General features: G+C 64.3%; 25 protein-coding genes. 9 read left to right on the top strand and 16 right to left on the bottom strand.

The genetic code is table 11. The features are described from left to right. Positions 1-90: 90 nt before the first annotated feature. From FHS48_RS11560 to FHS48_RS11540, 5 genes are all read right to left on the bottom strand, one after another. The gene (locus FHS48_RS11560; RefSeq protein ID WP_221443482.1) at positions 91-522 is read right to left on the bottom strand and encodes a DoxX family protein; all 432 of its coding nucleotides are present in this window, start codon (positions 520-522) and stop codon (positions 91-93) included. A 2-nt stretch (positions 523-524) separates the two neighbouring features. Then, a complete protein-coding gene (locus FHS48_RS11555) occupies positions 525-1,301 on the bottom strand; it encodes an HvfC/BufC N-terminal domain-containing protein (RefSeq protein ID WP_184263714.1) in 777 nt (258 codons plus the stop codon). Continuing rightward, positions 1,291-2,187 (bottom strand): MNIO family bufferin maturase, encoded by an 897-nt coding sequence (gene bufB / locus FHS48_RS11550; protein ID WP_184263713.1) that lies wholly within the window; start codon positions 2,185-2,187, stop codon positions 1,291-1,293. Before bufB ends, FHS48_RS11555 begins: the two co-directional genes overlap by 11 nt. An 87-nt stretch (positions 2,188-2,274) precedes the next feature. Then, a complete protein-coding gene (locus FHS48_RS11545) occupies positions 2,275-2,544 on the bottom strand; it encodes a BufA1 family periplasmic bufferin-type metallophore (RefSeq protein WP_184263712.1) in 270 nt (89 codons plus the stop codon). A gap of 282 nt (positions 2,545-2,826) precedes the next feature. After that, positions 2,827-4,869, bottom strand: a complete 2,043-nt coding sequence (locus tag FHS48_RS11540) for a hybrid sensor histidine kinase/response regulator (protein WP_184263711.1) — start codon at positions 4,867-4,869, stop codon at positions 2,827-2,829. A 240-nt stretch (positions 4,870-5,109) separates the two neighbouring features. Between FHS48_RS11540 and FHS48_RS11535 the strand changes: the two genes are divergently transcribed. The 3 genes from FHS48_RS11535 (at position 5,110) to FHS48_RS11525 (ending at position 8,917) form a co-directional block, all read left to right on the top strand. Continuing rightward, positions 5,110-6,534, top strand: a complete 1,425-nt coding sequence (locus tag FHS48_RS11535) for a bifunctional enoyl-CoA hydratase/phosphate acetyltransferase (RefSeq protein ID WP_184263710.1) — start codon at positions 5,110-5,112, stop codon at positions 6,532-6,534. Between the two features lie 3 nt (positions 6,535-6,537). After that, positions 6,538-7,728 carry an acetate/propionate family kinase gene (locus FHS48_RS11530; protein ID WP_184263709.1) on the top strand — a complete coding sequence of 397 codons (1,191 nt, stop codon included), beginning with the start codon at positions 6,538-6,540 and terminating at the stop codon, positions 7,726-7,728. Positions 7,729-7,936: 208 nt separating this feature from the next. Next, positions 7,937-8,917, top strand: coding sequence for a GNAT family N-acetyltransferase (locus FHS48_RS11525; protein WP_184263708.1), 981 nt, complete (start codon positions 7,937-7,939; stop codon positions 8,915-8,917). A gap of 82 nt (positions 8,918-8,999) precedes the next feature. On the opposite strand, the gene FHS48_RS11520 is transcribed toward FHS48_RS11525, so the two are convergent. Together FHS48_RS11520 and FHS48_RS11515 are read right to left on the bottom strand one after the other, a co-directional pair. Then, positions 9,000-9,323 carry an NHLP leader peptide family natural product precursor gene (locus FHS48_RS11520; protein ID WP_184263826.1) on the bottom strand — a complete coding sequence of 108 codons (324 nt, stop codon included), beginning with the start codon at positions 9,321-9,323 and terminating at the stop codon, positions 9,000-9,002. A 97-nt stretch (positions 9,324-9,420) separates the two neighbouring features. Next, positions 9,421-9,747 carry an NHLP leader peptide family natural product precursor gene (locus FHS48_RS11515; protein ID WP_184263825.1) on the bottom strand — a complete coding sequence of 109 codons (327 nt, stop codon included), beginning with the start codon at positions 9,745-9,747 and terminating at the stop codon, positions 9,421-9,423. Between the two features lie 368 nt (positions 9,748-10,115). Here FHS48_RS11515 and FHS48_RS11510 point away from each other — a divergent pair, with 368 nt between their 5' ends. The 4 genes from FHS48_RS11510 (at position 10,116) to FHS48_RS11495 (ending at position 12,960) form a co-directional block, all read left to right on the top strand. Beyond that, the gene (locus FHS48_RS11510) at positions 10,116-10,823 is read left to right on the top strand and encodes a Crp/Fnr family transcriptional regulator (protein ID WP_221443479.1); all 708 of its coding nucleotides are present in this window, start codon (positions 10,116-10,118) and stop codon (positions 10,821-10,823) included. A gap of 102 nt (positions 10,824-10,925) precedes the next feature. Further along, entirely contained in the window at positions 10,926-11,699 is a 774-nt protein-coding gene (gene yaaA / locus FHS48_RS11505) for a peroxide stress protein YaaA (RefSeq protein WP_184263706.1), read from the top strand. Between the two features lie 15 nt (positions 11,700-11,714). Beyond that, on the top strand, positions 11,715-12,131 hold the full coding sequence (locus tag FHS48_RS11500) for a DUF1489 family protein (protein ID WP_184263705.1): 417 nt from the start codon (positions 11,715-11,717) through the stop codon (positions 12,129-12,131). Positions 12,132-12,174: 43 nt separating this feature from the next. Continuing rightward, positions 12,175-12,960: an alpha/beta fold hydrolase gene (locus FHS48_RS11495; protein WP_184263704.1), complete on the top strand. Its 786-nt coding sequence runs from the start codon at positions 12,175-12,177 to the stop codon at positions 12,958-12,960. On the opposite strand, the gene FHS48_RS11490 is transcribed toward FHS48_RS11495, so the two are convergent. From FHS48_RS11490 to FHS48_RS11470, 5 genes are all read right to left on the bottom strand, one after another. Then, on the bottom strand, positions 12,935-14,410 hold the full coding sequence (locus tag FHS48_RS11490; RefSeq protein WP_184263703.1) for an adenylate/guanylate cyclase domain-containing protein: 1,476 nt from the start codon (positions 14,408-14,410) through the stop codon (positions 12,935-12,937). The two genes, FHS48_RS11495 and FHS48_RS11490, sit on opposite strands and share 26 nt — an antisense overlap. 122 nt (positions 14,411-14,532) lie before the next feature. Beyond that, on the bottom strand, positions 14,533-16,311 hold the full coding sequence (recJ, locus tag FHS48_RS11485; protein WP_184263702.1) for a single-stranded-DNA-specific exonuclease RecJ: 1,779 nt from the start codon (positions 16,309-16,311) through the stop codon (positions 14,533-14,535). Between the two features lie 23 nt (positions 16,312-16,334). After that, positions 16,335-17,327, bottom strand: a complete 993-nt coding sequence (gene glpX, locus FHS48_RS11480) for a class II fructose-bisphosphatase (protein ID WP_184263701.1) — start codon at positions 17,325-17,327, stop codon at positions 16,335-16,337. A 141-nt stretch (positions 17,328-17,468) separates the two neighbouring features. Further along, a complete protein-coding gene (locus tag FHS48_RS11475; RefSeq protein ID WP_184263824.1) occupies positions 17,469-18,773 on the bottom strand; it encodes a homoserine dehydrogenase in 1,305 nt (434 codons plus the stop codon). Further along, positions 18,770-20,008: an LL-diaminopimelate aminotransferase gene (locus FHS48_RS11470; protein WP_184263700.1), complete on the bottom strand. Its 1,239-nt coding sequence runs from the start codon at positions 20,006-20,008 to the stop codon at positions 18,770-18,772. Before FHS48_RS11470 ends, FHS48_RS11475 begins: the two co-directional genes overlap by 4 nt. An 80-nt stretch (positions 20,009-20,088) precedes the next feature. Here FHS48_RS11470 and FHS48_RS11465 point away from each other — a divergent pair, with 80 nt between their 5' ends. Next, positions 20,089-20,298, top strand: coding sequence for a hypothetical protein (locus FHS48_RS11465; RefSeq protein WP_184263699.1), 210 nt, complete (start codon positions 20,089-20,091; stop codon positions 20,296-20,298). 89 nt (positions 20,299-20,387) lie between these two features. On the opposite strand, the gene FHS48_RS20470 is transcribed toward FHS48_RS11465, so the two are convergent. Beyond that, positions 20,388-21,314 (bottom strand): OmpA family protein, encoded by a 927-nt coding sequence (locus FHS48_RS20470; protein ID WP_184263698.1) that lies wholly within the window; start codon positions 21,312-21,314, stop codon positions 20,388-20,390. Between the two features lie 511 nt (positions 21,315-21,825). Here FHS48_RS20470 and FHS48_RS11455 point away from each other — a divergent pair. Then, positions 21,826-23,637, top strand: coding sequence for a PHA/PHB synthase family protein (locus FHS48_RS11455; protein ID WP_184263697.1), 1,812 nt, complete (start codon positions 21,826-21,828; stop codon positions 23,635-23,637). 67 nt (positions 23,638-23,704) lie between these two features. Here the strand turns inward: FHS48_RS11455 and FHS48_RS11450 are convergent, their stop codons facing one another. Genes FHS48_RS11450 through argC form a run of 3 tightly spaced genes read right to left on the bottom strand, consistent with a single transcriptional unit; the run spans position 23,705 to position 25,860 of the window. Next, complete coding sequence (locus tag FHS48_RS11450; RefSeq protein ID WP_184263696.1) at positions 23,705-24,160, bottom strand: GNAT family N-acetyltransferase; 456 nt, start codon at positions 24,158-24,160, stop codon at positions 23,705-23,707. A gap of 54 nt (positions 24,161-24,214) precedes the next feature. Further along, positions 24,215-24,769 carry a gamma carbonic anhydrase family protein gene (locus FHS48_RS11445; RefSeq protein WP_184263695.1) on the bottom strand — a complete coding sequence of 185 codons (555 nt, stop codon included), beginning with the start codon at positions 24,767-24,769 and terminating at the stop codon, positions 24,215-24,217. A gap of 47 nt (positions 24,770-24,816) precedes the next feature. Next, positions 24,817-25,860 (bottom strand): N-acetyl-gamma-glutamyl-phosphate reductase, encoded by a 1,044-nt coding sequence (gene argC, locus FHS48_RS11440; RefSeq protein WP_184263694.1) that lies wholly within the window; start codon positions 25,858-25,860, stop codon positions 24,817-24,819. Positions 25,861-25,963 lie beyond the last annotated feature (103 nt).

Genomic DNA, 25,963 nt, shown 5'->3' with positions numbered 1-25,963 from the left:
CCCCCGTTACACTCCGTGATCACCATAATCTGATCAGAGGTTGGCCGTACAGTTTTCTTCCGCGCTTAAATCATTTCTGAAGTAAGACGGTCAGCGGTGCCGGGACGCCAGCAGGGCATCCAGCGACAGCGGCCCGCCGCCACGGGCGACGATCAGCAGCAGCGCCGCCAGCCACGTCAGATGGTCCGGCCACAGACCCGGATAGACAAAAATCTGGATCACCAGCGTCATTGCGGCCAGTGCCAGAGCGGCATAGCGGCTGCCAAGCCCGAGCACCAGCAGGACCGGGAACAGATGCTCCGCCCCCGCCGCCAGCCATGCCGCCAGTTCCGGCGGCAACAGCGGCAGGCGGTATTCCTCGGCGAACAGAAAGACCGTGGCATCGGTCACGGTCCAGCCATCCACCTTGGTCTGGCCGGACCGCCAGAACACCCCGGCCATACCCAGACGGGCCAGTAAAACAAGCAGTCCCTCAGGCAGACGGGACAGGATGCGGTCAGACGTGCGGATAGAAACGGCCATTGTCATTCTGCTCCGGTTTCAGGGACAGGGCTGCGGAACCATCCCTGACTCAGGGCCAGCCCCAGCAGTGCCCCGGCATCAAAGGTGGGGTGTTCTACCATCGCTGCGGCAATCGCCGCCGCCAACCCCTGATCCAGCGCGGCAAGAAAGCCGGATCCTCCGGCAGGCAGGGCGTAAAGTTCAACCATCGCATGCGGGCGGACGATCAGGATCTCCTGTCGGCCTCTTGCAAACGTCAGTCTGTCCAGACCGTTTTCGGTCTGATGCGCCTGCCACAGATCAAGCACCGGCCAGTCCGAGACCAGCAGATGCGCGGTCGGGTGCAGGCACAGGGTCACGTCATCCGCCTGCTCCGGCGGCAGCGCCGCCAGATCCGCCGCCGTCAGCGGGGTGGCCTCCGGCCCGTGCAGGGCCAGATGACGCCGCCATTCCAGCCGCGCAAGGTCGGGCAGATAGGGCAGATCAGCCGCCGGGGCATACTGCTCCAGAAAGGCGGGATAGCCGCCCCCCCAGTGCAGCAGGGTTGCCGCCCGTGGCGGCTCCTGTCGCAGAAAATCCTTCGCCGCCCGGAGAAAAAAGTCATCGCCGACCACCTGCCGGGTCACCGGAAACAGATCCCCCAAGGCATCACCGAGGGTCAGGCGCACCGTATTGCGGTGGACCCACAGCCCCGGCCCCTCAATCAGGCCGACAAAATCAACCTCCTCAGTCTGCCCCAGCGCCCAGCGGGCAAAACGCTGTTGCAGCGCCGCCAGTCCGGCCACAGTGTTATCGGTCATCGGTCCCCTCCTGCTGCCAGACAGACGACAGCAGGTGATTGGCCTGCACCGCTTCCTCCTGCCAGCGCGACAGGGATGGCACATCGGTATCCCATTCAATCAGGGTTGGCGGAGGGGGGAGTCCCCGGTCCCGCATCCATCGCAGTGTCAGGGCAAACAGATCCCAGACATCCGGGCTGACCGGACTGCCATGGTCGTCAAGGCGGATCATCTGCCCTTCGACCACGCGCACCGCATGACCGGCCAGATGGATTTCCTCCACCGCCTGCATGGGAAAATCCCGCAGATAGGCCACCGGATCAGCCCCCAGATTGCCGCAGCTGACCGCAACGTTGTTCACATCCAGCAGCAGACCGCAGCCGGTACGGCGGACCAGATCGGCCAGCAGATCTGTCTCGGTCATCTCCGCCCCGGTCCAGCGCAGATAGACGGAAGGGTTTTCAATCAGGATCCGGCGCTTCAGCGCCGCCTGCACCCTGTCAATGTTATCGGCAAACACATCCCGCGCCGTCGCCGTCAACGGCACCGGCAGCAGATCATTCAGATACAGGCCATCCACCTGACTCCACGCCAGATGATCGGACACCATCTGCGGCTGATAACGGTCAACCAAGGCTTTCAGCCGGGTCAGATGGGCGGGATCCACCCCCTCCGCCGAGCCAAGGGACAAGCCCACCGCATGCAGCGACAGCGGCCAATGCTCCCGGATCGCCGTCAGCCAACGGTGCGGCGGCCCCCCTGCTCCCATATAGTTTTCAGGATGAGCCTCGAACCAGCCGACACTCAAACCCTGCGGCCCGGCCCGCAGAATATCGGCATAATGCTGCGGCTTCAGGCCAATACCAGCCCGGCGCGGCAGCCCGGGGGCCGCGTCAGCGGAAATCATCGGTCAGTCTTCCCTTGGCGGTCGGCCAGCCGGTCCGGCGAAGGCATCCCCCCTCCGCCAGCCGGAAGTCCTGTGGATCGGAACCGCTTATTTCTTCGGTTCGAGGCTGCCGCCGGAAATCTTGGTGCAGGTGCCCTTGGGGACGGCAACAAACGCATCCCCCTGACGATCCACCTTCGAGGTCCCGGCGCAGGACGAGGTGGCGGTGGCGCAGTCGTTCTTTCCGGCGGCAGAAATGCCGAAGCACTTTTCCATCTCTCCGGCAGCGGAGGCCGGGGCAGACAGGGCAGCGGAGCCAAGGGCGGCAGACAGGGCAACAGCAGCCAGAGACAGCGGACGCAGCGTGGTGACGGTCATGGGAATAACTCCTGCGGTTTCCTGACAGACAATCATGATCAGGATCATTTTCAAAAAAGGAGAGTGACGAGAGACACTCCCAAATCAAAAACCGGATCTGTTCTGCTCCCCCAGAGAAAAATCATTTCCTGTTTTCTGAGAGAGATCAATCCCCGGCTCTGAAATGACCGTACCAACCAACGGAGATTTTGAGAACTCACAGCCGCGTGAGGCCCATCCTCCTCACGCATCTGTTATCCCGGTCACGGTAATCGGCCCCAACCGCCAGAGCCACAGGCGGGTTCAGCCGCTGTCTCCGTCAAGGTCAGGAAACCGGGCCACCAGTCCCTGCCGGGTGCGCGCCATCACCAGCCACAGCCCTTTGGCATGGGAAGCCAGCCGGGCCGGATCCTCCTCCACCAACAGCTGCCGCGCCTGTGCCGCCAGCATGGTGCAACCCAGCCGGTCCGAGGTCCGGGCCAGCTCCATCGCCGGGGTCATCACAAACCCGCCGTCCTCGCCGGTCAGACAGTCTCCGATCACCTGAAGAAGGCGGTCGGCATCGTTCAGGAACAGCCGCATCAGGTCGGTCACCCCTTCCGGCCCCAGCGCCATGGTCAACACATCCAGCGCCGCTTCATCAAAAATGGCCAGATCGGCCCCGGCCACCGGCAGGGCCACCCGCACCGTAAACCGCGCCCCGGCCCCCGGTGTGCTGTCAACCCCGATGGTGCCCCCCATCGCCGCGATGATCTTCTGGCTGATCGCCAGCCCCAGCCCGGTACCGCCAAAGCGGCGGGAAATGGTGCTGTTGGCCTGAATGAAATGCTGGAACAGGTGGGCCTGATCCTCCGGGGCGATACCGATCCCGGTGTCAACCACCGCCAGATCGACCGAGGCGGACAACCCATCCTCGGCGGTCTGGCAGGTCATCTCCACCCGCACCTCCCCACGCTCGGTAAACTTGACGGCATTGGACAGCAGGTTGAGCAACACCTGCCGGAGGCGCCCTTCATCACCGGTCACCTGCACCGCCACATCGCCGCGCAGCAGCGTGGTCAGGACAATGCCTTTGTCCCGCGCCGTGGTTTCCATCAGCGCCGCCGTTTCCTCGACCATTCCGGCGATATGGAACGGCCGGTCCTCCAGAGTCACGCGCCCTGACTCCAGCTTGGAAAAATCGAGGATATCGTTCAGCACTTTCAGCAGGCTTTCCCCCGACGACAGAATGATGCGGGCGAAATCCTTCTGCCCCTCGTCGTCCAGACTGTCGCTGAGGATCTGCGCCATACCGATGATGCCGTTCAGCGGGGTGCGGATTTCATGGCTCATCACCGCCAGAAATTCCGACTTGGCGCGGGCGGCCTGCTCGGCGTCACGCTTGGCCTGCCGCAGGGCCTCCTGATAATCGTGGCGGGAGGTGACATCGCGCACCGTCGCCACGTACTGAACCGTGTCGGCATACTCAAGACGGTTGATCGAGAGATCCATCGGAAACAGACGCCCGTCCGCATGGCGGCCCCGCACCTCCATCGCCCCCCTGCCAATCAGGCAGGCCGTCGCCGCCGCACCGTCCGCCGGGGGTCCCCACAGCGGTTTCAGATCGGCGGCGGTGGCGGTGTCAAACAGCAGGGGAAAAGGTTTTCCGGTCAGGTTCTCCGCCGTCATGCCGAACACCGCTTCCGCCGACGGGCTGACGGAGCGGATCAGCCCCCAGCCATCAACCGCGATCACCCCTTCCGGGATCCCTTCCAGCAGCGCCCGGTAATGCGCCTCCGAGGCGGCGAGATCCCGCGTTCTCTGGGTCACCTGCCGTTCCAGCTCCGCATTGGTATCGGCCAGAATCCGCTGGCTGTCGTGCAGGCTGGAAATCCCTTCATAGGCCCGCAGGGCTGCCACCGTCACCGTCAGCAGCTTCTGGGCGGTCAGCTCGGTTTTGCTTTTATAGTCGTTGATGTCATAGCGCAGGATCACATCCCGCTCCGGTGCCTGCCCCGGCTGACCGGTGCGCAGCACGATCCGCAGCGCTTCCAGCCCCATCGCGCCGCGCACCTCCGACACCAGCGCCAGACCGGCATCGTCGGTTTCCATCACCACATCCAGCAGCATCACCGCCGTATCCGGGTGCTCTGCCAGCCGTTCCCTCGCCTGTCGGGCGGAGAATGCCGATATGATTTTCAATGGACGGTTGCGGAAAACAAAACCATCCAGCACAATCCGGGTCACATGATGGATCTCGGCATCGTCGTCCACCACCAGCACTTTCCACGCCACCCCGGTTTCCTGCTCCGCCGCCGTTTCGGCCTCGGGCTGATATACCAGAACGTCGTCATCTGCCGGTCTCATGTCAGAACCCACTCACCGTTGCCAGAACCCTGCGGCCGATCCTGCCATGGGGCCGGAGGCTTGGCAAACGGTGGCGCTGCCTGCCCCGGTGCATCAGGGAACTGTCATAAATCCTTTTTCCGCTTTCTCCTTCGCTGTTGCAAAAATCCATATTAGTATTATGGCTTAGGAAAAGACGGTATCGGGGAACCGTCCACACCGCTGCCCGGCCCGCTGCCGGACGCTTTAGGGGAGTAAACCATGCAGAGTATCGAAAACCGGACCTATGCCGAGATCTCGATCGGAGACAAGGCCTCGCTGGTGCGGACCCTGACCAAGGAAGATACCGAGATGTTCGCCGCCCTGTCGGCGGACTACAACCCGACCCATCTGGACGAGGAATGGGCCACCCGCCTGCTGAAGTCCCAGAAGATCAGCGGCCATGGCATGTGGGGCGGTTCCCTGTTCTCCGCCCTGCTCGGCAACGAACTGCCCGGCCCCGGCAGCGTCTACAAGACCCAGAGCTTCACCTTCCACCGTCCGGTGGAACTGGGTGATACCCTGACCCTGACCATTACCGTCACCGCCAAGGAAGACGCCACCAACAGCATCACGCTGGCCTGTCTGGCCATCAACCAGCATGGCGAAACCGTGATTGACGGTCAGGCGGTGGTCGAGGCCCCGACTGAGAAGGTCCGCATCGCCGGGGCCTTCGTCCCGGAAGCCAAGGTGCGCCGCCGGTCGCATGTGTACGAAGACATCATCACGCAGGTGAAGTCGATGCCGCCGGTGTCGGTGGCGGTCTGCCATCCCTGCGACGAAATCTCGCTGACCGGGGCGCTGGATGCCTATCAGAACGGCATCATCACCCCGGTTCTGGTCGGGCCGGAAGACAAGATCCGCGAAACCGCCGAGCAGTTCGGGCAGGACCTGACCGGCCTGCGCATCATCAACACTGAACACTCCCATGGCTCCGCCGAAGTCTCGGTGGCCCTGTGCCGCACCGGGGAGTGCGAAGCCCTGATGAAGGGCAGCCTGCACACCGACGAAATGATGCACGAGGTCGCCAAGCGTGACACCGGCCTGCGTACCGGGCGGCGGATCAGCCATGTCTACATCATGGATACCCCGACCTACCCCAAGCCGCTGTTCATCACCGATGCCGCCATCAACATCTATCCGACGCTGGAAGACAAGGTCGACATCTGCCAGAACGCCATTGATCTGGTGCAGGTAATGGGCGTTGCCACCCCGCTGGTGGCGATCCTGTCGGCGGTGGAAACGGTCTACCCGAAGATCACCTCCACCATCGAGGCCGCCGCCCTGTGCAAGATGGCCGACCGTGGCCAGATCAAGGGCGCGATCCTTGACGGTCCGCTGGCCTTCGACAATGCCATTTCTCCGGAAGCGGCGCGGATCAAGAAGATCACCAGCCCGGTGGCGGGCAATGCCGACATCCTGCTGGTGCCGGATCTGGAAGCCGGGAACATGCTGGCCAAGCAGCTGTGCTATCTGGCCGAAGCCGAAGCCGCCGGGATCGTCCTCGGGGCCCGGGTGCCGATCATCCTGACCAGCCGCGCCGATACCGTGAAGGCCCGCCTTGCCTCCTGCGCCGTCGCCGCGCTGTATGCGCAGGCCCGCCGCACCGGCAAGAAGAAGCTGATGACCGGCGGAGGGGCGGAATAACCCATGTCTGACGGACTTCTTGTCATCAATGCCGGATCGTCGTCGATCAAGTTTTCGGTCTATGTCACCGACAACGGCGACCTGCGCCTGACCTGTAACGGCCAGTTGGAAGGGTTGGGGGTGGGCATCACCCCCCACTTCTTCGCCAAGGATGCCGACGGCACCGTGGCGGCCGATGACCTGTGGCCGCCGGTGGAGGTCGGCAAACAGTCGGCCCTGCTCGGGCGGCTGATTGACTGGATTGAGGATCATCTGGGCGATGCCACCCTGCGCGCCGCCGGGCACCGGGTGGTGCATGGCGGATCGGGCTATTCCGCGCCGGTGCTGGTAAACAAAAGCGTGCTGGATGACCTGCGGGCGCTGACCTCGCTGGCCCCGTTGCACCAGCCGCACAATCTGGCCCCGATCGCCGCCCTGTCGGAACTCCACCCCGACCTGCCGCAGGTGGTGTGCTTTGACACCGCCTTCCATGCCCACAAGCGGCTGGAAGCGGAGATGTTCGGCCTGCCGCGCAAATATTACGACGCCGGTATCAAGCGCTATGGCTTCCACGGCCTGTCGTATGAATACATCGCCCACCGTCTGGAAGACCTTGATCCGCAGGCGGCCAGGGGCCGGGTGATCGTTGCCCATCTGGGCAGCGGTGTCAGCATGTGCGCCATCAAAGACGGCCGGTCGGTGGATACCTCCATCGGCTTCACCGCCGTTGACGGCCTGATGATGGGCACCCGCTGCGGATCCCTCGACGTCGGCGTGGTGCTGCACCTGATGCAGCAGGACGGTCTGGACGCCAAGGCACTGGAAAAGCTGTTTTATAAGGAATCCGGCCTGCTCGGCGTCTCCGGCGGCCTGTCTAACGACATGCGGGTGCTGATGGACAGCGACGCACCGGAAGCGAAACAGGCGGTCGATCTGTTCATCTACCGCGTCGCCAAGGAAGTCGGGGCGCTGGCCACCGCCATCGGCGGCATCGATGCGCTGGTGTTCACCGCCGGGATCGGCGAACACTCCGCTGCGGTGCGGCAGCGGGTCTGCGACCTGCTGGGCTGGACCGGGGTACGGCTGGATGCCGCCGCCAACGACGGCCATGCGATGAAGGTCAGCGCGCCGGACAGTGCCTACGGGGTGTGGGCCATCCCCACCAACGAGGAACTGATGATCGCCCGCCACACCCGGAAACTGGTGCTGGGGTAAGACCGCCCATCCTGCCTTCCGCGCTGGCACATCGCCGGGTACGGAAGGCAGGATGGCTCTTTCTGCATCTCAGAGCAGACGATCAGGGGGTACCGGCCGTTCCTGACCAAGGGTTGAGATTTGCCGGAATGACGGATACATCCGTTTTCCAGTGCCCGGCGACGCGGTAAAACAGGGTCCCTCTCCCTGTTCTCGGTCTGCCGATGCCATGCCTTTCCCGTCTCCCCATCCCGGCTTTCAGATCCGCCCGGCAATCCCGGCAGACAGCCCTGCCTGCCTGTCCCTGACCTTCCGGGCCCTGGCCTCCCTGCTGGAAGCCGCCTGCCTGCCGGTACAGGAGCGCCCCTTCCCCTGCGCCGCCGCCGTCGTGGAGCAGACCGCCACCGGGCGGATCGTCGGCCTGATCCTGCTGGGGCCACCGCTGAATCAGGGACCGGGCCTTCAGGTGCATTCCCTGATGGTCAGTGCCCCGTTCCGCCGTCAGGGCCTTGGCCGGGCCCTGCTGGATGCCACCCTGACCCTGCCGCCGATGCAGCCCGGCTGGCCGCTGCGGACGGAGTGGTCAGACCGCCTTCCGGCGCGGGACGCCTTCGCCGCCACCCTGACCGCTGCCGGATGGACGCCGCCCCGCGCCGTCCTGCTGCGCATTCAGGGGCCGGTCCGCCACACCCCCCTGATGATCCCCCGGCGGGAAGCGATGCTGGCCCGGGCCGCCCGCAACGGCGTGACCCTGACCCCGTGGACGGAGCTGACAGCGCAGGACAGAGCCGATCTGGCAACCGCCTGCGACGGCTGGGACGCTGCGGGGATCCTGCCCGGCTGGGCTGATCCGCGCCCGGCACTGACGGTTGCCCCGTCCCCTTACGCCCTGTTGCTGCGCACCGGGCCGGAGGCCGGGGGCATCGGCGGCTGGATCACCTGTATCCATCACACCAGCCCGCAGCGCTGGCTGTTCCCGCTGGGGTGGGTCCGGCCCGACCTGACCAACCGGGGGATCCTGATGCTGACACTGGCGGATGTCACCCTGCGCCTGCACCGGGATCATGGGCCGGACGCCATTGCCGCCTTTGAGACATCCTATGACACCCCGGACATGTGGTCCCTGCTGGAACGGCACTTTGTCCCCCATTCCCACCTGAACGGAATGACCGTCGACCGCCTGATGAGCAGTCGGCACCCGGTGCCCTGAGGCAAAGGCCGGCAAAAGAAACCGGGCCGGTCAGGTTTCCCCTGACAGGCCCGGTGCAGTCCCCATCCGGAGCAGAACGCCCTTAACGCTTCTTCGGCGGGCGGGCGGGACCATACTCAAGAAAGGCGCAGAACAGGGTGCCGCCGCTGGCCAGATCCAGCAGAGTATCGGGCAGCTCGCCCTCATCCAGACGGCGCGGCAGCACGATCGCCACTTCCCCGGCCTGCTCTTCCACCACACGATAGGTCACGCCCGGCAGCGGATCGGTGCCAAACACCTGCACCACCGCTGCACGGGGGTCACTCAGCAGCAGCGCCCGGAACGGGGCATCGCTGTCCGCTCGGTCCAGCAGGGTCTGCACGGCAGCGGCGCGGGCCTTGGCGATCGGATCAACAGTCTCGGTCATCATCAGTCTCCATCAGTGAGGGAAGGCCCTCGGAAATTCTTGCAGAGAAGCAACCGGGCCGGTGTGTCGTGACCGGCCCGGTCCCCATCAGCGCCGATTACTCACCCTTGCGGGCCGGGCGGCCGTTCCGGTATTCGATGAAAGCGGAGAACAGGGTGCCGCCGCTGGCCAGATCCAGCAGAGTATCGGGCAGCTCGCCCTCATCCAGACGGCGCGGCAGCACGATCGCCACTTCCCCGGCCTGCTCTTCCACCACACGATAGGTCACGCCCGGCAGCGGATCGGTGCCAAACACCTGCACCACCGCTGCACGGGGGTCACTCAGCAGCAGCGCCCGGAACGTGGCATCGCTGTCCGCACGGTCCAGCAGGGTCTGCACGGCAGCGGCACGGGCCTTGGCGATCGGGTCAACGGTCTCGGTCATCATCAGTCTCCAGAGTTGCAGTCATCAGGAATGCCCCGGCAATCCCCTGCCGAGAGTAGGCAAATGCCGGGCACCGGCCAGAGGGATCCGCCCGATCTAACCCAAGGTTGATGATCCGGAAAAACACACGAACCGCCGTTGATGTTTTTCCGTCCCGCAACGCGGCGGCACCGGTTTTCGGGCTCCGGACCTTTTTTCTTGCCCCTGCCGGGCCGACACGGCAGTCTGCACTCATCCCCCTTTGGTCGGAGCCCCCTCCGTCCCATTCCCCTGTTGCGCGGGGCCTGACCGGCGGAATGACCGACGGTCCGCACCGGACCTGCCTGCGGAGATCCAGTCCCCTTCCTGCCGGAGACATGACGGCCGCCATGACCATCCTGACCCGCCACGATCAGCTTCAGCTGGCCCGGATCCCCCTGCTGTCCGGCCTGCCCGACCCGGTGCGCGCCACGGTGCTGGACCGCAGCAGCGTGCTGTCCCTCAGCCGGGGGGAAACCCTGTTCGTGCAGGGCGACAGTGCAGACCGGCTGTTCATTGTTCTGGAAGGCTGGATCAAGGTTTTCCGGCTGACCGCCGAGGGCGGACAGACTGTTCTGCACATCTTCCGCGCCGGGGAAAGCTTTGCCGAACCGGCGGTGTTCGGGTTGGGCCGGTATCCGGCCTCTGCCGAGGCCGCCGCTGACAGCCGCCTGCTGGCGGTGCCCGGCTCCGCCCTGAAGACCGCGCTGGAGCAGGACAGCGGTCTGGCCCTGAAGCTGATCGGGGTCTTCGCCCAGCGGCTGAATGCGATGGTCGCCGAGACCGAGCGCCGCCAGTTCCTGTCCACGCCGCTGCGGGTGGCGGCCTTCCTGCTTGACCTGATCAAGGCCGACCCCGATCTGGCCCGGGAAACCGGCGAGATCAGCCTGCGCCTGCCTTATGACAAGGCCCTGATCGCCGCCCGGCTGGGGATGACGCCGGAAAGCTTCTCCCGCGCCCTCGCCAAGCTGAAAGACATGGGGGTGGATGCACAGGGGGCGACCATCACCATCCCCTCCGCCAAGGATCTGGCTGACGCGCTGGAAACCGGGATCTGACACCACCCCGGTTTCCCCCACCATAACAAGGGTTGCGCCCGCGCCCGGATCGGTCCAGATATCGGGGGAGACACCCGTGAACAACCGACCGGATCCGCCCCGATGCTTGCCGTTCTGTCCCCCGCCAAGAACCTTGACTTTGCCGCCGCCGATCCGGCCCTGCCCCACACCCTGCCCGATCTGGCCGCCGACACCGCCGAACTGGCGGAACGGACCCGCAGCCTGACCCCGGCTGACCTGCGGCGGCTGATGGATATTTCCGACAAGCTGGCCGACCTGAACCATGCCCGGTTTCAGGTGCTGGGCAGTGCCGGGTCCCGCGCCAGCGCCAAACAGGCGGCACTGGCCTTCGCCGGGGATACGTATATCGGCCTCCGTGCCGGGGACATGGCCGCCGAGGACCTGATCTGGGCGCAAAATCATCTGCGGATCCTGTCCGGCCTGTATGGTGCCCTGCGCCCGCTGGACCTGATGGAGCCCTACCGTCTGGAAATGGGCACCAAACTGGATACCCCGCGCGGGAAGGATCTGTATGCCTTCTGGAAAGGCCGGATCTCCACCGTCCTGAATGCCGCCGTCGAGGGGCACGCCCATCCGGTAATCATCAATCTGGCCTCCTCGGAATACTACAAGGCCGCCGATGACGGCCTGCTGACCCGCCGGGTGATCACCCCGGTGTTCCACGAGGAACGCGGGGACAAGGTCCGGGTGATCGGCCTGATGGCCAAGCGGGCCCGGGGCATGATGGCCCGCCACATCATCCTCAACCGTCTGGAAGCCCCCGAGGCGCTGAAGCAGTTCAGTGATGGCGGCTATGCCTTCCGCCCGGCAGAATCCACCGACAGCGTGTGGGTGTTTGCCCGCCCGCAGCCCTGAGCGGACGCCCCGGCCATGGCCCTGAACCTGATCAAACTCTGCGTCGGCATCGACAGCGCCGAACACCTGAAGGAACGCCACGCCGAACGGATGCGGACCCATGGCCGCCTGTTCGCCCATACCCGGATGATCCCCAAGCGGGTGGAGGAACTGCTGGACGGCGGTTCCCTCTACTGGGTGATCAAGGGCTTCACCGGGGTCCGCCAGCCGATCCTCGACATTGAGATGTTTGAACGGGATGAGGAAGGCCGCCCCTATTGCCTGATCATCCTCGGCCCGGCGGTGACGGTTGCCGCCTATCCGCGCCGGCCGTTTCAGGGCTGGCGCTACCTGAAGCCTGACGAGGCCCCGCCCGATGTCGGCGGCGATGCCGCCCACAGCCCGCCCCCGCCGGAAATGGCGGCGCAGCTGCGGGCCCTCGGGCTGCTGTAACCCCCGTTTCCCACCTTCTTTTGCCTGATGTAAGGACCTGACGATGCCCCTCGCCCATATCCAGACCGGTGACCACGGCCAGCCGCTGCTGATCCTGCATGGCCTGTTCGGGTCCGGCCGCAACTGGGGCGCCATCGCCAAACGGCTCGCCAACAGCTACCGGGTCTATGCGCTTGACCTGCCCAACCATGGCCGCAGCCCATGGGCAGACACCGTCACCTACCCGCAGATGGCGGAGGCGGTGCGGGAGTGGATGGATGCGCAGGGCATGGCCTCGGCGCTGGTTCTCGGCCATTCGATGGGCGGCAAAACCGCCATGCAGCTGGCCCTGAACCATGGCGACCGGGTTGATGCCCTGATGGTGATCGACATTGCCCCGGTCAGCTACACCGGGCGGGAACATCTTTCTTACATCCGGGCCATGCAGGGCGTTGACCTAACCCGCTTCAACCGCCGTGCCGAGGTGGAAGCCGAACTGGTTGAGGCCATCCCGCTGGAGGCGATCCGCAAGTTCCTGATGCAGAATCTGGTGCAGAACGACGCTACCGGCCATCTGGAATGGCAGATCAATCTGGCGGCACTGGGCGAGAACATGGGCAACCTGATGGACTTCCCGCTGGAAGCCAGCATGGAGCCGTTCGGCAACCCGACCCTGTTCCTCGCCGGGGGAGCATCAGATTATGTGCAGCCCGACGCGGCCCCGGCCATGCAGCGGCTGTTCCTTGATCACCGGCTGGAAGTGATGGACGGCTGCGGCCACTGGCCCCATGCCGAGCAGCCCGCCGCCTTCACCGAACACCTGCTTACTTTCCTCGCAGAAGTCGGCTGAGGAAACCGCCGGTCCGCCCGCTGTCCGCCGCCGGAGCATCGCCGGGGCGGCAGCGGATGACCCCATGCGCCTGCGCCACCCCTTTCAGGCGGGAGGTTTCCGGGGTCAGGTGATACCCGCTGTCGCGCAGCAATGCCGGGATCTGCGGCCCGGCGGCCTGCACCGCCGTGCTGAGGACGATTTCCCCGGCATCAGCCAGCCCCTGCACCCGGGCCGCGATGTTGACGGTCTGGCCGAAGAAATCCAGCGCCCCACCGGTGTTTACCGTCAGGGCCGGGCCGGTGTGCAGGCCGATCTTCAGGCCCGGCTGTTCCGGCTTCCAGTCTTCCGACAGGGCCCGGATCCCCTGCATCATCGCCACAGCGGCCTGCGCCGCCTGCACCGGATCGGAGAAGGCGGCCATGATGGCATCGCCCATGGTTTTGACAATCGCCCCGGAATGGGCCTGCACCGCCTGCCGCAATATCTGAAAATGCTTCTGGACCAGATCGTAGGCGGGCAGATCCCCGGCCCGGTCGTACAGTTCCGTTGAGCCCTTCAGGTCGGTGAACAGCAGGGTGATCGCCTGCACCCGGATGTGCAGATCGGGGATCAGTTCCTGAATCCCGAACAGATCGCGGAAGGTCTGGTTGGTCAGCAGGCTTTTACCACTCAGGCGTGGTTGCGGCGGAAGACCTGCCGAAGAATAAGCGGCGATCTCCTCTGGCGCCCGGCGGATCACCTGTACCCAGACCCGGTCTTCCAGACGGTTGGTCAGCCCCAGCCGCACCGGCCCCGGTTTCAGGATTGGGTTGACCCCGCAGAAGCCGCTGTGGTCAGCCACAACATCCAGCACCGCTTCCCCGCCCTCTGCAACTTCCAGCGTATAGGAGGAATGGTTTTCCAGTGTGATCAGCCGGTACGTTTCGCCGGGCCGGGCGGTAAAGCGGAGCTCGGCGGTCTGCCCCGGCGCGATCCGGGCCTCGGCCACCGTATTCCGCTCGTGGTAGGCCGCCATCTCCGCCTGATACGGATAGCTCTGCGAGGTGTGGTAGCAGGCGTGTTCCCGCAGATCCGCCAGCGGGTCAAAGCTGGTGCTGGGGCAGGCAAAGGTGACCTCCACCGTCTCATCCAGCGTGGTGGCGGTGGTCATGTCACAGAAACCGCAATGAAAATCGTCGGTGACACCGGAAATGGTATCCATAGTGTGCGCAAAGCCGCCACAGCCGGGACAGACCAGACCCCATTCAAAGCTGAACAGCCCGTCCCGCGCCCCGGCCACCAGCAGGGTCAGGGCGGTGTCTTCCGCCAGCCCGGCCCGCCGCGCCAGCAGCGGCGGATTGATCCGCGCCGCTTCCAGCGGGGACAACGTCGCATAGGCGCGGGTGAAGGCCTCGGCCTGCTCCGGCGTCACCCCTTGCCGGAAAGCAACACGATGCAGACGGTCATGAAATTCAACCGGCAATGTCATGGAATGGATGCCCCCAGCAGGTCCCTGCCAAGGCTCCGGCCCCGGCACGGCGTCACCATACGCAACCGTCACCGCGACGCCTAGGCCGGAAACGGCCCCTCACGCAGTTGTGCGCAGACCGGTCAGGATGCCACCGGGGCAGCGTCGTCAATCACCAGCTGGCATTCATTGCGGCCGTTCCAGGTATCCAGCCGCAGGGTCCCTGCCACATGCATCGCCATTCCGGCGGAACTCAACAGCGCCACGCCCAGATCGGTATCGATACACTTGAAGGCAATCGCCTTCAGGCGACCCCCGCCCGGGCCGGTCAGGAAGGCACGGACATGGCCGCTGCCGACCACATCGGCCTTGCCGACCCGGACATTGGGGATCACAAAGCGCGGCTGTTCATTCCCTGCCCCGAATGGCCCGACCCGTTCAATCAGGGCCAGCAGATCCGGTGTCACCCCGGACAGGGCAACCGCACCATCCACCTCCAGCGTCGGTGACAGATCGCCGCCATCCAGCTGGGTGCGCAGACGCTCCGCCAGAAAGGCCCGGAACTCCGGCAGCTTTTCCGGCTTCAGGGAGAACCCGGCTGCCATCGCATGGCCGCCCCCGGCCTCCAGCAGCCCGGCTTCCCGCGCCGCGATCACCGCCCGCCCGAGATCCAGCCCGGCCACCGAGCGGCCAGAGCCCTTGGCCAGACCGCCATCCAGTGCCACCACGCAGGCCGGACGGGCATAGCGTTCCTTCAGCCGGCTGGCGACAATGCCAATCACGCCCGGATGCCAGTTTTCCCCTGACACCAAAATCAGCGGGGATCCGTCATCGGCACAGCTTTCCGCCTGTTCAATCGCCTCGAACAGGACCGCCGCCTCGATTTCCTGACGGTCAAGATTGTATTCATGCAGGCGCAGCGCCAGCGCCGTTGCCTCTTCCGCGCTGTCGGTCCACAGCAGGCGGCTGCCAAGGTCGGACTGCCCGACCCGCCCCCCGGCGTTGACACGCGGCCCCAGCACATAGCCCAGATGATAGGCATCCGGCCGCTCCTTCACCCCCGCCACATCGGACAGGGCGGAAATGCCCGGATTCCCGCGTTTGGCCATCACCTTCAGGCCCTGCGTCACCAGCGCCCGGTTGACGCCGGTCAGCGGCACCACATCGCAGACCGTGCCCAGCGCCACGATGTCCAGCCAGTCCATCAGGTTGGGTTCCGCCCGGTGCGATCCGAACCATCCCATCGCCCGCAGGGCGCGGTTGACCGCCACCACCAGCAGGAAGGCCACCCCGACCGCCGCCATGTGCTTGTGCGGGCTGGCATCATCCAGCCGCTTCGGGTTGATCACCGCCGCCGCCGCCGGCAGGCGCGGCTCCGCCTCGTGATGGTCAACCACGATGACATCCAGCCCGGCTTCCGCCGCCGCCTGCAACGGCTCGAAGGCCGTAATCCCACAGTCCACGGTGATGGCAACGGTGACGCCGCGTTCCCGCAGGCCCAGCAGTGCCGGGGCATTGGGGCCGTAGCCCTCGGTCATACGGTCGGGGATATACAGGACCGGATCAGCCCCCGCCGCCCGCAGGAAGCGCATCAGCAAGGCTGAAGAGGTGGCTCCGTCCACGTCATAGTCGCCGAAAACGGCGATGGTCTCATCCTCTTTCAGGGCCTGAACCAGACGCTCCACTGCCCGGTCCATATCCCGCAGATGGGACGGATCGGGCAGCAGCGCCTTCAGGGTCGGCGACAGGAACAGGTCGGCCTCGTCCGGGGTCACCCCCCGCGCCGCCAGCACCCGGCCGACAATTTCCGGCAGGCCGAGACGCTGGCTCATCGCCAGCGCCTGCCGCTCATCCCCGCCGCGCAGCGTCCAGCGCCGCCCGCCGTAGGAGTGATCCACCGAAAGGAAGGATCCTGCCGTCATTGCCCTGTGTTCTCCGGTCGGGATCAGACCTTCGGCAGCATGACCTTGCGGTCGAAGTTATGCTGCGCTTCGATCCAGCGCACGGTGCCGGACTTGGACCGCATCACCAGCGAGTGGGTCTTGGCACCGTTGTGCCAACGGCGCACCCCGCGCAGCATCGCCCCGTCGGTAACGCCGGAGGCGGCGAACATCACATCGCCCCGGGCCATGTCATACAGGGTGTACTTACGGCTCAGATCCTTGATGCCCCAGCGTTCAGCGCGGCCACGCTCATCGTCGTTGCGGAACAGCAGACGGCCCTGCATCTGGCCACCGATGCAGCGCAGCGCCGCAGCAGCCAGAACGCCTTCCGGTGCCCCGCCGGAGCCGATGTACAGATCCACGCCGGATTCCGGGGTGGAGGTGGCAATCACGCCTGACACGTCACCATCGGGGATCAGCATGATGCGGGCCCCGGCTTCCCGCACCCGGGCGATCAGCTCTTCGTGGCGCGGACGGTTGAGGATGCAGACCAGCAGATCGGAGATTTCCGCATTCTTGGCAGCCGCCAGATTCTTCAGGTTGGTATCGACGCTGTTGTCGAGGTCAACCACGCCGTCCGGCAGACCGCCGCCGACGGCGATCTTATCCATATAGACGTCCGGGGCATTCAGGAAACCGCCTTTTTCGGCGCAGGCCACCACGGCCAGCGCGTTCGGGCCACCGGTGGCGGTAATGGTGGTGCCTTCCAGCGGATCCAGCGCAATATCAACCTTCGGGCCGCTGCCGGAACCGACCTTCTCGCCGATGTACAGCATCGGGGCTTCGTCCCGCTCGCCTTCGCCGATCACCACGGTGCCGTCGATGTTGAGGGCATTCAGAGCCCGGCGCATGGCATCCACGGCGGCCTGATCGGCGGCCTTCTCGTCTCCACGGCCCATCCACAGCGACGATGCCAGCGCCGCCGCTTCGGTCACGCGGCACATTTCCAGCGCCAGATTGCGTTCCAGCAGATTGGTTTCGGTCTGGTCGGACATGGAGATCCCCTTCAGTACGTGCTTGTTATCTCTGGTTGGGCTGGTATCGCCTGCGGCACCGCGTTTACAGGCTGCGCTGAAAAGCCGCAAGCACAGAAAAAGCCGGACCGGGGCGTATCCTGCCCCGGTCCGGCCCGGTCATCACAGGGTTTCGATACGGATCACGCGCGGCGGTTCCACCACCGCCGCAATCGCCGAAATCCGCGCCAGCGCATCATTCAGCCGGACCTCTTCGGTCTCGTGCAGGGTCAGCACCACCGGCACCACCTCATCGGGGGAGCGGCCGCGCTGAATCACCGCTTCCATCGAGACGTTGGAATCCCGCAGGGCGGCGGCGATATCAGCGAACACACCCGGATGATCTTCGACCATCAGGCGGATGTAATAGGCACCGACATGCTGGTCCATCGACCACACCGGCAGCGGTTCCAGCAGATCCGCCGGGATCCCGAAGGTCGGGGTCTGGCGGCTCGCAACAATGTCAATCAGGTCCGCCACCACCGCCGACGCGGTCGGACCGGCCCCGGCACCGCGACCGATCGACACCGACCGGCCCACGGAATCCCCTTCCACCACGACGGAGTTGAACACCCCCTCTACGGTGGCAACCGGTTCATCCTTGCGGACCATGCAGGGGTGCACGCGCTGCTCAATCCCGCCGGAGGCAGTCTTGCGGGCAATGCCCAGCAGCTTGATCCGGTAGCCCAGTTCCTCGGCAAAGGCGATATCGGTCGCCGAGACGTGGCGGATGCCTTCGATATGAATGCTGTCGAAGTTGACCTGGGTGCCAAAGGCAAGGCTGGTCAGCAGCGACAGCTTGTGGGCGGTGTCCACCCCATCCACGTCGAAGGACGGATCGGCCTCGGCATAGCCGAGACGCTGGGCATCAGCCAGAACGTCAGCGAAATCGCGGCCGGATTCCCGCATCGTGGTCAGGATGTAGTTACACGTCCCGTTCATGATGCCGTACACGCGGCTGATGGTGTTCCCGGCCAGACCTTCGCGCAGGGCCTTGATGATCGGGATGCCCCCGGCCACCGCCGCCTCGAACCCAAGGGTCAGGCCCTTGCTTTCCGCCGTCTTCGCCAGCGCCACGCCATGGTGGGCCAGCAGCGCCTTATTGGCGGTGACCACATGCCGTCCTGCGGCAAGGGCGGCTTCGACCACCGCCTTCGCCACTCCGTCGGACCCGCCGATCAGTTCGCAGACCACATCCACATCGGCGGAGGCAGCCATCTGCACCGGATCATCGTACCAGTCGATGCCCTCCATGGCGAAGCCCCGGTCCCGCCGGGACCGGGCCGACACCGCGACCACCTTGATAGTTCGACCATAGCGGGCCGCCATCAGATTCGCCTGCTTTTGCAGGACCTTGACCGTTTCGGCGCCCACCGTGCCAAGACCGGCGACGGCGACTTTCAGGGGGTTTTTGGCAACGCTGTTCACTTCACCCACCACTCGTTCGCTTTAAGACGATGTTCTTCGGAATTGGCCAGAACCTGATCGTAGTTCTGGAAGAAGCCCTTGATGTTGCGCAAGGCCTGACGGATCCGGTGCTTGTTTTCCACCAGACCGATCCTGACGTGGCTGTCACCCTGCTCGCCGAAGCCAAGCCCGGGGGCCACCGCCACATTCGCTTCCCGCATCAGCAGCTTGGCGAATTCCACCGAGCCGAGATGCTGGAACGCCGGCGGAATCGGAGCCCAGGCAAACATCGACGCCGGGGGCGGCGGAACCATCCAGCCCATCTGATGCAGGCCTTCAATCAGCACGTCGCGGCGTTCCTTGTAGGTGTTGCGGATCTGCTCCACGCAGTCCTGCGGGCCATTCAGCGCCGCGCTGGCCGCCACCTGAATCGGGGTGAACGCCCCGTAATCGACATAGCTCTTCACCCGCGCCAGCGCCGAGATCAGACGGCGGTTGCCCGCCGCAAAGCCGACACGCCAGCCCGCCATGTTGTAGCTCTTCGACATGGAGGAGAATTCGACCGCAACGTCCTTGGCACCCGGGATCTGCAGGATCGACGGCGGCGGATTGCCATCGAAGTAGATCTCGCAGTAGGCGATGTCGGACAGAACGTAGATTTCGTGCTGGCGGCAGAAATCGACGATTTCCTTGTAGAAGGCCAGATCCGCCACCATCGCCGTCGGGTTGGACGGGAAGTTGACGATCACCGCCACCGGCTTCGGCACGCTGTGGCGCACGCCACGGTCCAGCGCCCGCAGGAAATCCTCATCCGGGGCGGCCGGAATGGACCGCACCGAGCCACCGGCGATGATGAAGCCAAAGGCGTGGATCGGGTAGCTGGGGTTCGGCGACATGATAATGTCGCCCGGGCTGGTGATCGCCTGCGCCAGATTGGCCAGACCTTCCTTGGAGCCAAGGGTGGCAATCACCTCGGTCTCCGGATCCAGCGTCACGTTGAAGCGGCGCTCATAATACCCGCACAGGGCCTTGCGCAGCCCCGGAATCCCCTTGGAAGTGGAATAGCCGTGCGCACGCGGGTTGGCGGCGGCTTCGGCCAGCTTGTCAACAATATGCTGCGGGGTCGGCTGATCCGGGTTCCCCATGCCGAGGTCGATGATATCTTCGCCGGCAGCTCGGGCGCGTGCCTTCATCGCGTTGACTTCAGCGAAGACGTACGGCGGCAGACGCTTAATACGATGGAATTCCTGTTCCATGATATTTTCCCGAGACAGAGGGGTTAAACAAACAGCACAATTGCTGACGGCCCGCAACAGTCACGGAAGGGGCCAGTGGCTTGTTTACCCCGCCTGCCGCGCAAATGCGACAGTTTGTTTCAGCCAAACCCGCCACCGGTCCGCAGATCATTCCACCAGATTTAATGAATGAACCTATTTTTCGAAGATTCTTCGAACAAACCAAAACACAGCCGCATCCTGTTGCTATTTTGAATACAGGGGAGCAATCCGCCCCCTTTCAGAGCAAAAAAGAAAGGCACCGCGCCTGAAACCCGGTTCAGACGCGGCGCCTTAAACAGTTGTTCTGTCGCACCGTTTTTACGCAGGCCGGGCCACCGGCCCTGCGCCCGGTGGCCTGTTAATAGTCGAGATAGATTTCCGTGCGCCGGTTTCCGGCTTCACCGGCAGGCATGGTTTCCACATACACCGGATCGGATGCCCCGGCGGCAGCGGTGGAGATCGAGCGGCGCGGCACCCCGAACCCGCTCAGGGCCTGCGCCACGGCATTGGCCCGACGCAGCGAGATTTCCAGATTAACCGCCTGCTGCCGGACGAAATCCATATCACCGGTCCGGCCGGAAGCATGGCCGATTACCCGCACCCGGGCCCCACGCTGGCGTTGCAGGGTCGCCACCTGCCGCAGAATGGTTTCGTCCACCGCCGACAGCGAGGAAGAACCATTGGCGAACTGAATGGTCGCCACCAGTTGCCCGGCACCGCCGCTGACCGCTGAGAGCGGATCAAACGCATCATCCATCAACGCCGAGGCGGACGGAGTATAGCTGCGGCCATCGCCACCGATCACCACAGTCTCATCGCCATAAGGCATCCCCATCAACGGGGCCGGAGCAACCGGGACCGGTTCAGGTGTCGGCACCGGCTCAGGGGCGGGCGGAACGACCGGGGTCGGGGCCGCAGCAACCGGCTCGGGGGCCGGGGCGGGAGCGGGAGCCGGTGTAGGAGCGGGCTCGGGGGCCGGAGCCGTCCGCGGTTCCGGCTTCGCCTTCGGTTCCGTCAGGGCGCGGGCGGTGGTCGGTTCCTTCCGGGTTTTTCCGGTCGCATACCCCGGGGTCTGCGACGGCGCGATCAGCCCGTCAGAGGCGGCATCCGCCGCCGCCCGGCCTTCCGAGACCGGGGCCTTGTCATCAGCGCCGACGATCGAATCCCACGCGCCTCCGACCGAGGAACATCCGCTGACCGTCAGCGCCGCCGCCAACAGGATCGCACTGCGGCAGCCGGGGCGTGCCGGAAACAGCCGGAACAGACGGAAACGTTCGGTGATCACGCTGAAACTCCTACAGGGATACCTTAACCGGGCAGGGATACCTTAGAACTTAAGAAAGCATGGGAACTAAGAAAACCGGGAAACCGGTGGCAACCCACCGCGCCACAGCCCATGACATACACAGCGGCGGCGGTCAAATCCGTTTGGCACCGCCACAAAAATAAAACGTGCCTGCGGCGAACCATACACTATTTTTCCGATATCGGAGAAAAAGACCAGCCGCGCCGGATGCCCCGGACCAATAGAAAACGCGGACCGTGCTCCGGCTTAACAGACTGCTGAAAAACGGGTATACGCTTAACACAGGGGAACCGTGCAGGGAAAGATCGGGGAAGGCACATGCCCCGCAGCCACACCCGCCACCGGAAAGAACATCCCCATCGAAAAATCCACCCATAGGTGCGCGTCACGGTCATCCCTGACATCCGCAAACATCTGTGGGCAAAACCAAAAAAACGGCGCACCATAGATGCGTCGCCACGGGACAGAAACATTCAGGAGAGGCGTACTTATGGCAGACAGACATGCTGGCAAGCCTGAAACCCCGGACATCAAGATGCCGGACCCCGCCGAAGTTTCGGCGGCAATGACCAATATCGCCGAACGCAGCCAGCGCCTGATCAACGATTTCCTTTCCCGGCAGAGTGCCCAGCCGGAAACCCCGAGCTTTGATCCGCTGAACATCGCCGGGGCGTTTCTGGAGATGACCACCCGCCTGATGGCCGATCCGGCCAAGCTGGTGGAGGCACAGGTGTCGCTGTGGCAGGACTATATGAACCTGTGGCAGAACACCGCCCGCCGGATGATGGGGGAGGAATCCTCCCCGGTGGTGGAGCCGGACAAATCCGACCGCCGCTTCAAGGATGACGCGTGGAAGGACAATGAAGTCTTTGACTTCATTAAGCAGTCCTACCTGCTGACCTCGCGCTGGGTCCAGTCTCTGGTCAATGATGTGGACGGGCTGGACGATAAATCCGCCCAGAAGGTGGATTTCTATACCCGCCAGTTCATTGATGCGATGGCCCCGTCCAACTTTGTGCTGACCAACCCGGAAGTGCTGCGGGTCACCGCCGAAACCGGCGGCGAGAACCTGCTGAAGGGGTTGGAACACCTGCTGAGCGATCTGGAACGCGGGCACGGCCGCCTGCGGATTTCCATGACCGACGAAACCGCGTTCGAGGTCGGCCGCAACGTCGCCACCACTCCCGGCAGCGTGGTGTTCGAGAATGATCTGATCCAGCTTCTTCAGTACACCCCGACCACCGAAACCGTCGGCACCGTACCGCTGCTGATCGTGCCGCCGTGGATCAACAAGTTCTATATCCTCGATCTGCGGGAAAAGAACAGCTTCATCAAATGGTGCGTTGATCAGGGGCTGACGGTGTTTGTCATCTCGTGGGTCAACCCGAATGAGGCACTGGCCGCCAAGTCTTTCGAAAACTACATGCTGGAAGGCAGTCTGGCCGCCATTGAGGCGATTATCCGCCAGACCGGATCCCAGAAGGTCAACGCTGTCGGCTACTGCCTCGGCGGTACCCTGCTGGCCTCGACCATGGCCTATATGGCCGCCACCGGTGATGACCGGCTGGCCAGCGGCACCCTGCTGACCACCCTGACCGACTTCACCGACCCCGGCGAGATCGGCGTGTTCATTGATGATGAACAGCTGAAGGCGCTGGATGAGCGGATGCAGCGCACCGGCTACCTTGATGGCTCCGACATGGCCAACAGCTTCAATATGCTGCGGTCAAACGATCTGGTGTGGTCGTTCGTCATCAACAACTATCTTCTGGGTAAGGAACCCTTCCCCTTCGACCTGCTGTACTGGAACGGCGATTCCACCCGGATGCCCGCCGCGATGCACAGCTTCTACCTGCACAACATGTATCAGGAAAACAATCTGATCAAACCCGGTGGCATCACCCTGAACGGCCAGCCGATCGACCTGCGGGACATCAAAACCCCGGTCTATATGCTGTCCGCCCGCGAAGATCATATCGCCCCGTGGAAATCCACCTTTGCCGCCACGCAGGTGTTTTCCGGCAAGGTACGCTTCGTGCTGGGGGCCAGCGGCCATATCGCCGGGGTGGTCAACCCGCCGGTTGCCAATAAGTACTGCTACTGGACCAACCCCAAGAAGGTGAAGACCGCCGACACCTGGCTGAAGGGGGCCGAGCAGCATGACGGCAGCTGGTGGACTGACTGGGTCAACTGGCTGAAACCGTCTCTTGGCGCGCAGATTCCGGCCCGCAGGCCGGAGGACGGCCCGCTGGGAGTGATTGAACCGGCCCCGGGGCGGTATGTGAAAATCCGGGCGGTCTGATCCAACCGTCCATTCTCTTCAGAAGCGGCGCGGGGCCTCCCTGCGCCGCTTCTTCTTTTGCGGTTTCTTATGGGGCCGTCAGGTCAAGGTCCATGGCGATCACCTCAAACGGCAATCCGGCATCATCCTGCGGACTCCGTCCGACCTCGCGGAACCCAAGGCGGCCATACAGGCGGCGGGCATCCTCATTTTGGGCATAAACCCCCAGCGACAGAGTCCCGCGCAGGGACCGGGCATGCTGGATCAACCGGGTGCCGATGCCACAGCGGTGAAAAACCGGATCAACAAACAGGCCCCCGATCAGGCTGTCGAGCAAAGCAATAAACCCGACGATCACTCCGTCTTCAGTTTCTGCCGCCCACAGCTCGGCCACCGGCATATAGTGGTCCCGCACCAAAGCATATTGCTGCGCGATCTGCTCCGGGCTGAGAAACGGGTGCCCCTGACAGGTGGCCTGATACCAGATATCGAGCAGACGCGGAAAATCTTCCGGCCCGCAGCGGCGGATCCGTTCCTCACTCATCGTCTTGCCTTTATGGGAAGGAGAACAGGTTCAGAAACAGACGCCCTGAAACGCTCAAAGGGCTCCGGGATGAGCCATCTGTTCGATCATCGCCTTGTACTGTGCCGCATTTTCAGCGTAATGGGCACACTGCCGGATGAAGAACTCCATCTCTTCCGGCCGCAGGTCCCGGAGTTTCTTCGCCGGGTTCCCGGCCCACAGCTCGCCGCGCGGCACCCGTTTTCCGGGCGACACCAGCGCCCCGGCGGCCACCATCGCCCCGCCTTCGACCACCACACCGTCGAGAATGGTCGCCCCCATGCCAATGAACGACCCGCTTTCCAGCGTACAGGCATGGATAGTGCAGTTGTGACCGATCAGGACATCATCGCCGATGTAGGTGCCGAATTTTCCCTTCGACACATGCACCACGGTGCCATCCTGAATGTTGGTGCGGGCCCCGATGCGGATTTCATGCACATCGCCGCGCACCACACAGCCGAACCAGACGGAGGACGCCTCCCCGATCACCACGTCGCCGATCACGCTGGCCCCCGGCGCGACAAACACGCTGGGATCAAGCACCGGAAAAACGCCCTGCCACGGCAGGAGGATCGGGGAGGCCGTCATCTCACATCCTTACATCACGACAAAACCGGGTCAGAACAGCAAGCGGCTTACGGGAACAGCGGCTGCTGTTCCAGCCCCATATCCTCAGGGAAGCCCAGCATGACGTTCATGTTCTGAATCGCCTGACCGGACGCGCCCTTCACCAGATTGTCGATCGCCCCGAACAGGATGGCCCGGCCCGGCACCCGGTCCTTGAACACCCCGATCAGGCAGAAATTAGACCCACGCACAAAACGGGTCTGCGGCGCGGTGCCAAACGGCAGCACCCGGACGAACGGCTCCCCGGCATAGCGCTTGACCAGCGCCGCATGCAGGTCTTCCGCCGTGGTTTCCCCGACCAGTTTGACGTAGATGCTGGACAGGATGCCCCGGCTCATCGGCATCAGATGCGGGGTGAAGTTGACCACAACATCCTTGCCGGTGGCCCAGCCAAGGCCCTGCTCAATTTCCGGGCTGTGGCGGTGGCTGGCGACGCCGTAGGGATGGATCCCTTCGGTCACTTCGGTGAACAGGTTGGATTCCTTGGCCGACCGCCCGGCCCCGGAAACGCCGGACTTGGCATCAATGATGATGTCTTCGGCCTGCACCAGCCCCTGCTCCAGCAGCGGGATCAGCGGCAGCTGCGATGCGGTCGGATAGCAGCCGGGGTTGGCAACCACCCGCGCCGCCTTGACCTTTTCGCGGTGGATTTCGGTCAGGCCGTAGGCCACGCTCTTCTGAAGGTCGGTCGCCATATGGGCGTGACCGTACCACTGGGCATAGGCTTCCGGATCAAACAGCCGGAAGTCAGCCGACAGGTCAACCACCTTCACATGCTGCGGCAGACCGGCGATCACTTCCTGCGTGGTGCCATGCGGCAGGGCACAGAAGCAGACATCAACGCCGGACCAGTCCACTTCGGCAATGGTCACCATGGTCGGCAGCCCCAGCCCGCCGAGGTGCGGGAACACCGCTTCCATCGGCTGACCGGCGCGGCGGTCGGCGGTGAGCGCAACGATTCGGGCGCGCGGATGCCGGACCAGCAGACGCACAAGTTCCGCCCCCGTGTAACCGCTGGCACCCAGAATGGCGATATTCACCGTCTCCGACATCCCGTCAACTCCTTCTGGTCGGGTATATGTCCTGTGAAGATGCCCCGGAGAGCATCTCTCCCCTTGGTCATAGCAAAGACCACCGCAAAGGACAGTGATTTTT

Source organism: Novispirillum itersonii (assembly GCF_014205675.1).
Taxonomy (GTDB): domain Bacteria; phylum Pseudomonadota; class Alphaproteobacteria; order Rhodospirillales; family Rhodospirillaceae; genus Novispirillum; species Novispirillum itersonii_A.
This window is presented reverse-complemented; position numbering and strand designations above follow the sequence as displayed.